9 protein-coding genes are annotated in these 8,390 nt (G+C 67.1%); 5 read left to right on the top strand and 4 right to left on the bottom strand.

Annotation, left to right across the window (positions count from 1 at the left end):
- On the top strand, positions 1-275 hold a 275-nt coding region (locus E8A12_RS20115; protein WP_293372152.1), incomplete at its 5' end, for a YmdB family metallophosphoesterase.
- 25 nt (positions 276-300) lie between these two features.
- On the opposite strand, the gene E8A12_RS20110 is transcribed toward E8A12_RS20115, so the two are convergent.
- A complete protein-coding gene (locus E8A12_RS20110) occupies positions 301-1,080 on the bottom strand; it encodes a hypothetical protein (RefSeq protein WP_293372150.1) in 780 nt (259 codons plus the stop codon).
- A 144-nt stretch (positions 1,081-1,224) separates the two neighbouring features.
- On the opposite strand from E8A12_RS20110, the gene E8A12_RS20105 reads away from it, so the two are divergent.
- Positions 1,225-1,590, top strand: a complete 366-nt coding sequence (locus E8A12_RS20105; RefSeq protein WP_293372148.1) for a phage holin family protein — start codon at positions 1,225-1,227, stop codon at positions 1,588-1,590.
- A gap of 140 nt (positions 1,591-1,730) precedes the next feature.
- Here the strand turns inward: E8A12_RS20105 and E8A12_RS20100 are convergent, their stop codons facing one another.
- A complete protein-coding gene (locus E8A12_RS20100; RefSeq protein ID WP_293372146.1) occupies positions 1,731-2,924 on the bottom strand; it encodes a CoA transferase in 1,194 nt (397 codons plus the stop codon).
- Between the two features lie 387 nt (positions 2,925-3,311).
- On the opposite strand from E8A12_RS20100, the gene E8A12_RS20095 reads away from it, so the two are divergent.
- Complete coding sequence (locus tag E8A12_RS20095; RefSeq protein WP_293372144.1) at positions 3,312-3,845, top strand: dihydrofolate reductase family protein; 534 nt, start codon at positions 3,312-3,314, stop codon at positions 3,843-3,845.
- A gap of 154 nt (positions 3,846-3,999) precedes the next feature.
- Here E8A12_RS20095 and groL read toward each other — a convergent pair whose 3' ends face one another.
- A complete protein-coding gene (groL, locus tag E8A12_RS20090) occupies positions 4,000-5,649 on the bottom strand; it encodes a chaperonin GroEL (RefSeq protein ID WP_293372142.1) in 1,650 nt (549 codons plus the stop codon).
- A 64-nt stretch (positions 5,650-5,713) separates the two neighbouring features.
- Positions 5,714-6,004 carry a co-chaperone GroES gene (groES, locus tag E8A12_RS20085; protein WP_293372140.1) on the bottom strand — a complete coding sequence of 97 codons (291 nt, stop codon included), beginning with the start codon at positions 6,002-6,004 and terminating at the stop codon, positions 5,714-5,716.
- Between the two features lie 244 nt (positions 6,005-6,248).
- Here groES and E8A12_RS20080 point away from each other — a divergent pair, with 244 nt between their 5' ends.
- Positions 6,249-7,466 carry a cyclopropane-fatty-acyl-phospholipid synthase family protein gene (locus tag E8A12_RS20080; RefSeq protein ID WP_293372138.1) on the top strand — a complete coding sequence of 406 codons (1,218 nt, stop codon included), beginning with the start codon at positions 6,249-6,251 and terminating at the stop codon, positions 7,464-7,466.
- 85 nt (positions 7,467-7,551) lie between these two features.
- A complete protein-coding gene (locus E8A12_RS20075; RefSeq protein ID WP_293372136.1) occupies positions 7,552-7,962 on the top strand; it encodes a hypothetical protein in 411 nt (136 codons plus the stop codon).
- Positions 7,963-8,390 lie beyond the last annotated feature (428 nt).

Raw genomic sequence — 8,390 nt, 5'->3', positions numbered from 1 at the left:
GCCAGATCCTGACCGGCGGCACCGCCTACCAGACCGACGCCGGGGCCTGCGCCGACTACGACAGCGTGATCGGTAACCAGAAGGAAGAGCCGCTCCGGCGCTTCACCACGCGCATCTCCGGCGGCCGCTACAAGCCGGCCGAGGGCCCGGCCACGGTCTGCGGAGTCTATGTGGAGACCGACAACGCCACCGGCCTCGCCCGGCGTGTCGAGCCGATCCGCATCGGCGGGCGGCTGAGCGAGACGGTGCCGCAGGTCGAGGCGCTGGTCAGCTAAGAAGCCAAGGCGCGCTTCTCTCGGATCAAGGCGCCGGAGGCTTCTGCTGGTCCTTGGGCTGGATCTTGGTCAGGCTTTCGCGGGTCAGCCGGCCGGTCTTCTCGTGGTCCAGCTTGGCGAAGCGCCGGTCGGTCTGGGCCATCCACTCGGCCAGCGTCACCTTGCCGTCGAGGTTGGCGTCGGCCGCGGCGATCGGCTCCGGCTCGTTCAGCAGGGAATAGCGCGCCGCGCCTTCACGTCCGGCGCCCTTGATCGGGCGGTTGGCCTGATCGGCCAGCATCTGGGCCGGGTCGGTGGAGCTTCCGGCGCCGCCGCGGCCGCCCATGCCGCCGCCGACGCCGCCCGGTCCGCCGATGGGGCCCTGGCCGCCGTCGTCGCGCGGAGTGCCCACGCGGCGGCTGCGCCGTTGCTGCGGCTCCGGACCCTCGTCGAAGCCCATGACCCCGATCTCGGGAACGATGTTGCGCTCGTAGGCCTGGCTCTCAAGACCGTCGATCACCCCGTCGCCATTGGCGTCGAGCACCTTGAAGGAGTGCAGCGCGTCGGCGCGGAACTCGTCCAGCGTGATGGCGCCGTCGTGGTTGGTGTCCGCCTGGGCGATCCAGCGGCCGAGGCCGTCGTCGCCGCGGAACGGCTCGCCAGACGGGCTGATGAACAGCTTGACGCGCGCCGGACGCGGGCCGCCGCCCTCAGCACCATCGGGCCCGCCACGCATGCGATGTCCGCCTGGACCGTGGCTTGGCTGGTCCGACGCGCAGGCGCTCAGGGTCAGCAACAGCGCCGGCAGCAGAAGACGTCGGATCATGGGGCCTCTCGCAAAGTCCTGTTACGCCACCTAGACCGGCGCCCTGCGGCCAAAATGCGCCGCAGGCGTGTCGGGCGCGAAACCCTTCCCTGCGCCGCCCAGACCGGCTCTAGTCGCCAAGCTTAGCGATAAATCGGAGGGGCCATGCTCGCCAAATTCATCGTTCGCCTCATCTTCGGGGCGCTGGGCCTGTGGATCGCCTCGAAGGTGGTCCCGGGCATCTACGTCCGCGACACCACCGCCCTGGTCCTGGCCGCCGCCCTGCTGGGGGTCGTCAACGCCTTGGTGCGGCCGGTGATCACCATCCTGACCCTGCCGCTGACGATCATCACGCTCGGGCTGTTCCTGCTGATCGTCAACGCCGCGATGATCGGTCTGGTCTCCATGCTGGTGCAGGGCTTCCACGTGAGCGGCCTGGTGGCGGGCATACTGGCGGCCATCGTCACCGGGATCTGCAGCTGGATCGGCGGCATGTTGCTGCGCGACGACCGGCGCGAGTACCGCCGCTAGAGTCCAGACGCCTTGGGGATATTGGACGATGGCATGGGGTGTCGCGTGCGCCCTCTGACATCCATTTGCCTTGTCAAAAGGCATTGTTCTTGTTTTGTTCAAAATAGGCGGTGCGCCGGCGGAAGTCGAAGAATTTCACCCTAGGCGGCGGCGCCGGACGCGATCAGCGCGTCCACCGCCGCGGCGTCGTAGCCGGCCTCGGCCAGCACCTCGCGCGTGTGTTCGCCCAACTTCGGCGCAGGGCCCGCCGGGCCCGTTGGCGTCTCCGGGAAGCGCACCGGCGCAGCCGGCGCCCTGAAGCTGCCGCCCCAGCCGTCGGGCATGTCGACGAAGCAGCCGGCCTCGTGCGCCTGGGGATCGTCCACGAAGTCGTCCAGCGTGGTCATCGGCGCGGAGATGATGTCGGTCTTGCGCATCATCGCCACGGCCTCGTCGAGGGTCAGGCCGGCGAACACCTCGTCCAGGATGCCGCGGATCTCGTGCACCACCGCCATGTCGAGGATGGGCGGCGCGCAGCGGGGCTCGTCGATCAGATCGCCGCGGCCGATCACCCGCATCATCTGGGGGAAGTCGTTGGGACCGCGCTGGGCCACATAGATCCAGCGGTCGTCCTTGGTGCGGAAGTAGCCTGCGATGGCGCCGGGCCGCGTGTGGCGCGGCTGAGCGGTCAGGGCCTCGCCGTTGCGCAGGCGGATCGACAGGTCCCAGCCGAGCGCATAGGCGCCGACCCGCATCAAGGCGGTTTCCACCTGACGCCCCGCGCCGGTCCGGTCGCGCTCATGTACAGCCGCCAGCACGCCGGAGAGTGTCGCCAGCGCCGTCACATGGTCGCCCATCCCCGGGCGAGACCCGATCGGCTCGCGGTCCGGCGGATTGATCGCGTGCGCCACGCCGCTGCGGTTCCAGAAGCCGGTCAGGTCGAAGGCGGGGATGTCGGCCTCGGGACCGGTCAGGCCATAGCCGGTGACATTGGCGTAGATCAACCGCGGCAGCTCGTCCTTCACCGCCTCGTAGTCGAGCCGCGCCCGCTTCAGCGCGCCCGGCCGCACATTGGTGATGAAGACGTCGGCGTCACGAAGGATGGCGATCAGCGCCGCGCGGCCCTGCGGCTTGCCCACGTCCAGCACCACGCCCCGCTTGCCGCGGTTCTCGTTGGAAAAGATCGGGTTGCCGGGGCATTCGGCGGTGTCCGGCCAGAAGGTGCGCGTGGCGTCGCCCGCCGCGCTCTCGATCTTGATCACCGAAGCGCCCCAGTCGGCCATCACCGCCGCGCAGCCGGGTCCGGCGATCCAGGTCGACCACTCGACGACTTTCAGGTCGGACAGCAGGGGCATGGGCCGGTCCTCCGTATTGTTCGTTGCTGCATCCTTCCACTCCGCTCATCCCCGCGAAAGCGGGGAAGAGCGGAGGAGGGGGAGGTCCGCGAGCATCTTCAGATGCTTCTGCGGCTTGAACCCTAAGGTAGACGCGAGCCTTCCGGTCTCGGCAAGGCAAACTGGCTGCCATGAGATTTATGGCTGGGTGTCGGCGAGGGCCGAAGAGCGGGCTTCGCAAATGGCGTAGGGGTGGCAAGCGGACGCAAGCCGACTACCAAAGCCACGTCTGCAGCGGCCTTTTCCAAAAATCCTCATTAGGCTGCGAGCCAAGGTCAGCCATTGCATAACGCAATCACAGACGCGCGGCGGCGCGGCGGCGCGGCGCCCGAGAGGGAGGGAGAGGACATGGCCAAGCTGGTGTTCGGATTGCAGCAGTCCCTGGACGGCTACGTCGACCACATGGAACTGGGGCCGCCAGGCCCCGCGCTTGCCCATCACTTCGCCGAGCACGTGCGCGCGCTCGCCGGCAGTGTGTATGGTCGCCGCACCTACCAAATCATGCGGTATTGGGACGAAGACCAGCCCGATTGGGACGCGGAGGGACGTGCCTTCGCGGCGGTCTGGCGGCGCCTGCCGAAATGGGTGGTATCGCGCTCTTTAAAGTCGGTCGGCCCAAACGCCACCCTGGTCGAGGGTGACCTCGAGGTGGCGATAGGGGAACTGAAGGCTCAGCACGTCGGGGAGATCGACGTCGCCGGACCCGATTTGGCCCGAAGCCTGACCGAACTTGGTCTCATCGATGAGTACCGCCTCTATTTCCGGCCCATTGTGTTGGGTCGCGGCGCGCCCTTCTTCGCCGGCCCCCGGCCGCCTCTCCGCCTTGTGGCCAGCGATCCCATCGGCGAGGACGCGATCAGGTTGACGTACGTTCCAGCTTGATCGCACGACTCGCCGGCGAACTGCGCTGACTGGACAGGTCCGCCATGGGTCGGTCGAAAGCGGCCGTCGCCCTCTTGGCCTCAAAGCTACCAACCATAGAAAAAGGGCGGGACCTTGCGATCCCGCCCTCGATCTTCGTGGCTGTGAGCCTGGACTAGAAGTCCATGTCGCCCATGCCGCCCATGCCGCCGCCGGGCATGCCGCCACCGCCGCCGCCGCCCTTCTTGGGGGCTTCGACGATCGCCGCTTCCGTGGTGATCATCAGGCCGGCGACCGAGGCCGCGTCCTGCAGAGCGGTGCGGACCACCTTGGCCGGGTCGATGACGCCGGCCTGGACCATGTCCACATACTCTTCCGTCTGGGCGTTGAAGCCGAAGGTCGGAGAGTCGTTCTCCAGGACCTTGCCGACCACGATCGAGCCTTCGACGCCGGCGTTTTCGGCGATCTGGCGGATCGGAGCCTGCAGGGCGCGGCGCACGATGGCGACGCCGGCTTCCTGGTCGTCATTCTCGCCCTTGAAGCCGTCGAGAACCTTCGACGCCTTCAGGAGGCAGACGCCGCCGCCGGGGACGATGCCTTCTTCCACGGCCGCGCGGGTCGCGTTGAGGGCGTCGTCGACGCGGTCCTTCTTTTCCTTCACTTCGACTTCGGTCGAGCCGCCGACGCGGACCACGGCCACGCCGCCGGCCAGCTTGGCCAGACGCTCTTGCAGCTTTTCCTTGTCGTAGTCCGAGGTGGTGTCCTCGATCTGCTTCTTGATCTGCGAGATGCGGCCTTCGATGCCCGACTTCTCACCCGAGCCGTCCACGATGGTGGTGTCGTCCTTGGTGATCGTGACCTTCTTGGCCTTGCCCAGCATGTCGAGGGTGACGTTCTCGAGCTTGATGCCGAGGTCTTCGCTGATCAGCTGGCCGCCGCAGAGGATGGCGATGTCTTCCAGCATGGCCTTGCGGCGATCGCCGAAGCCCGGCGCCTTGACCGCCGCGACCCGCAGGCCGCCGCGCAGCTTGTTGACCACCAGGGTGGCGAGGGCTTCGCCTTCGACGTCTTCGGCGATGATCAGCAGCGGACGGCCCGACTGGACCACCGCTTCCAGCACCGGCAGCAGCGGCTGCAGCGAGGAAAGCTTCTTTTCGAAGAGCAGGATCATCGGCTCTTCGAGCTCGACTTCCATCTTCTCGGCGTTGGTGATGAAGTAGGGCGAGAGGTACCCGCGATCGAACTGCATGCCTTCGACCACGTCGAGTTCGGTCTCGGCGGTGCGGGCTTCTTCAACCGTGATGACGCCTTCGTTGCCGACCTTGTCCATGGCCTTGGCGATCATGTCGCCGACCTCGGTGTCGCCGTTGGCGGAGATGGTGCCGACCTGAGCGATCTCGGCGTTCGTCGTGACCTTGCGCGAGGAGCGCTTGATCTCTTCGACGACCTTGGCGACCGCCTTGTCGACGCCGCGCTTCAGGTCCATCGGGTTCATACCGGCGGCGACCGACTTCAGGCCCTCGGTGACGATGGCTTGCGCCAGCACCGTGGCGGTGGTGGTGCCGTCGCCCGCCTTGTCGTTGGTCTTGGAGGCGACTTCGCGGATTAGCTGGGCGCCGAGGTTCTCGAAGCGGTCAGCCAGTTCGATTTCCTTGGCCACCGAGACACCGTCCTTGGTGGAGCGCGGGGCGCCGAAGGACTTCTCGATGATCACGTTGCGGCCCTTGGGACCGAGCGTCACCTTGACCGCATTGGCCAGGGTGTTGACGCCGCGCAGCATCCGGTCGCGCGCGTCGGAAGCGAAATAGACGTCTTTCGCAGCCATGTTGGAACTCTCTTTTCTGGTGAATTTCTAGGGGGGAAGGAAGCTCTGGAAGGCAAAAAGCCGCTTAGGCTTCCAGCACGCCCAGGATGTCGCTTTCCTTCATGATCAGCAGGTCCTGGCCGTCGAGCTTGACCTCGGTGCCGGACCACTTGCCGAACAGGATGCGGTCGCCCTTCTTGACGTCCAGCGGCTGGATCTTGCCGGCGTCATCGCGGGCGCCGGGGCCCACGGAGACGACTTCGCCTTCCTGCGGCTTTTCCTTCGCGGTGTCGGGGATGATGATCCCGCCCTTGGTCTTCTCTTCTTCCTCAACGCGCTTGATGAGGACGCGGTCTCCCAGGGGACGAAACGCCATGATGCTCTTTCTCCGTTCGGAACGACGGTTGGTTTAATGACAGCGCAAGCGCCTCAGCCGGCCCACGTGTTAGCAGTCGTGGGCTCTGAGTGCTAACGACCGGCTGCAGGTAGGAAAACGGCCGCCCAGAGTCAAGGCAGGCCCGCCCGCATTTTGTGCGCCGGCGATCTCCCGCGGTCCTTGCGGGAACCCCGCGGCGGTGGCTTCGTTCCGTACACGGGACTTTACAGCCAAGGTAAAGAGCATGGCGCTACAGGCTTTCCTACAACGGGTCATCCGGGAGGGTGACCTGCGCGTGCGCATGCCCTCGGGCGACGTGCTCACCATGGGCGACGGGACCGGGACGCCGGTCACGGTGACCATCGCCAACGCCCGCTGGGCGGCCCGGCTGGCGATCTATCCCTCCATGGCGCTGGGCGAGGCCTATATGGACGGCGGCCTGACCTTCGAGCAGGGCGGGATCCACGATCTGGTCGACCTGGTGGGGCGCAACGCCCAATACCGGCCGCTGAAGCGCATCGGACCCTTGGCCCGCTGGTGGCTGGACCGGCGGCTGCAGGCCAATGCGCGCCTCGCGGCGCGCCGCAATGTCGCCCACCACTACGACCTGTCGGTGGACTTCTATCGGCGCTTCCTTGACCCCGACCTGCAGTACAGCTGCGCCTATTTCGCCCGGCCCGACATGACGCTCGAGGAGGCTCAGGCGGCGAAGAAGCAGCACCTGGCCGCCAAGCTCTTGCTGGAGAGCGGCCAGAGCGTGCTGGACATCGGCTGCGGATGGGGCGGGCTGGGGCTCAGCCTCGCGCGGGCCGCCGATGTGCGCGTGGACGGGATCACGCTTTCCACCGAACAGCTCGCCACCGCCCATTGGCGGGCCGAGAGCGCGGGCCTGGCCGAGCGGGCGCGGTTTTCGCTCACCGACTACCGCGACGTCGAAGGCCCCTACGACCGCATCGTTTCGGTGGGCATGTTCGAGCATGTCGGACGGCCGAACTACCAGACCTACTTCGACCAGGTGGCGCGCCTCTTGAAGGACGACGGCGTGGCGGTGATCCATTCCATCGGCCGCGCCGAGGGTCCGGCGCTGAACCAGCCCTGGGTGGAGAAGTACATCTTCCCCGGCGGCTACATCCCGGCGCTTTCCGAAGTGATCCCCTTCGTCGAGCGCGCCGGCCTGATCGTCGCCGACATCGAAATCCTGCGGCTGCACTACGCCGAGACCCTGCGCTGCTGGCGCGAACGCTTCGCCGCCCAGCGCCCCGAGATCGCCCAGATGTATGACGAGCGGTTCTGCCGGATGTGGGAATTCTACCTGTCGATCAGCGAGCTCGCCTTCCGCTATCGCGGCCACATGGTCTTCCAGCTCCAGCTCGCCAAGCGGGTCGACGCCGCGCCGATCACCCGTGATTACATGGCCTGCCATGATCCCGCGGTTGCGGTCTCCGTGCGGCAAGTCGCCTAAACCGCGCGATTTCCACTAGAGGACGCTCTGCGGCGCCGCTAGGGTCGCGCCGAAGAACACGACCTTCGTCTGGAGAGAACGCCCTATGCGACGCGCCATCGCGCTTGCCGCCCTTATCGCCGCCGCTTCCGCCGCTGGCGCCGCCTATGCCGAACATTGGACCAAGTATGTCGACGGCGACAACGGCGTCGCCTGGTCCATCGACAGCGACTACAGCTACAAGGACAAGGCGACCGGCCGCGTGGTGATCATGCAGGCGATCTCCAAGGGCACGCTCGGGCCGTCGGCGCCCGGCAAGCCCGATGGCGTCGGCAGCGTGGTGGCCGTCGACTGCGCCAAGAAGAACCTGATCGCGCTCGCCAGCTACAGCCCCTCCAAGCCGCTGGCCATCGCCGACAGCTGGCGCTCCGACACGCCAAAGAAGGCCGACGGCCACGAGAACGAGGCCCTGGTCGAAACGGTCTGCGCCGCGGTCGACAAGCTGCCGGTGAAATAGCTGGCCTTCCCTCCCCTTCATGGGGAGGGGCAGGCCGCCCCTGTGGCCCGGATAGCGACGTCGCGGTCAAGCGTAGGCTGGATGTCCGGCCCTACGACGCGAACCACAATCTGGGTGTCCTCTGCCTGGCTACGCGCCGCTTCGCCGAGGCGGAGGCCTATGCCGTGCGGCGCTCGCGATCGATCCCGCCGCGGCCGTGACCCGCTACATCCTTTCCCAGTAGCTGCTCGGCGGCGGCTATCCTGAAGGCTGGCGGCTCTATGAGGCGCAGCGCGACGTGCCGGGACGGACGTACCGCGCGCCCCTTTTCCTACCCGGAGTGGCGCGGCGAGGACCTGGCCGGCAAGCGCCTGATTGCTGCATCACTACCGATCGTTGTCCGACGAGGCCGCTGCCCAACTGGAGACGATGGGGCGCAATCTCGATCA

This window comes from Phenylobacterium sp. (assembly GCF_004799395.1).
GTDB lineage: Bacteria > Pseudomonadota > Alphaproteobacteria > Caulobacterales > Caulobacteraceae > Phenylobacterium.
The sequence above is the reverse complement of the archived record's forward strand: the minus strand, read 5'-3'. Positions and strand labels throughout refer to the sequence as shown.

Coding starts and splice junctions, on each gene's coding strand:
- E8A12_RS20100 (WP_293372146.1), bottom strand. CDS start 2,924: ATGCCCCTGCTGTCCGACCTGAAAGTCGTCGAGTGGTCGACCTGGATC.
- E8A12_RS20080 (WP_293372138.1), top strand. CDS start 6,249: ATGGCGCTACAGGCTTTCCTACAACGGGTCATCCGGGAGGGTGACCTG.
- E8A12_RS20110 (WP_293372150.1), bottom strand. CDS start 1,080: ATGATCCGACGTCTTCTGCTGCCGGCGCTGTTGCTGACCCTGAGCGCC.
- E8A12_RS20105 (WP_293372148.1), top strand. CDS start 1,225: ATGCTCGCCAAATTCATCGTTCGCCTCATCTTCGGGGCGCTGGGCCTG.
- E8A12_RS20095 (WP_293372144.1), top strand. CDS start 3,312: ATGGCCAAGCTGGTGTTCGGATTGCAGCAGTCCCTGGACGGCTACGTC.
- groES (WP_293372140.1), bottom strand. CDS start 6,004: ATGGCGTTTCGTCCCCTGGGAGACCGCGTCCTCATCAAGCGCGTTGAG.
- groL (WP_293372142.1), bottom strand. CDS start 5,649: ATGGCTGCGAAAGACGTCTATTTCGCTTCCGACGCGCGCGACCGGATG.
- E8A12_RS20075 (WP_293372136.1), top strand. CDS start 7,552: ATGCGACGCGCCATCGCGCTTGCCGCCCTTATCGCCGCCGCTTCCGCC.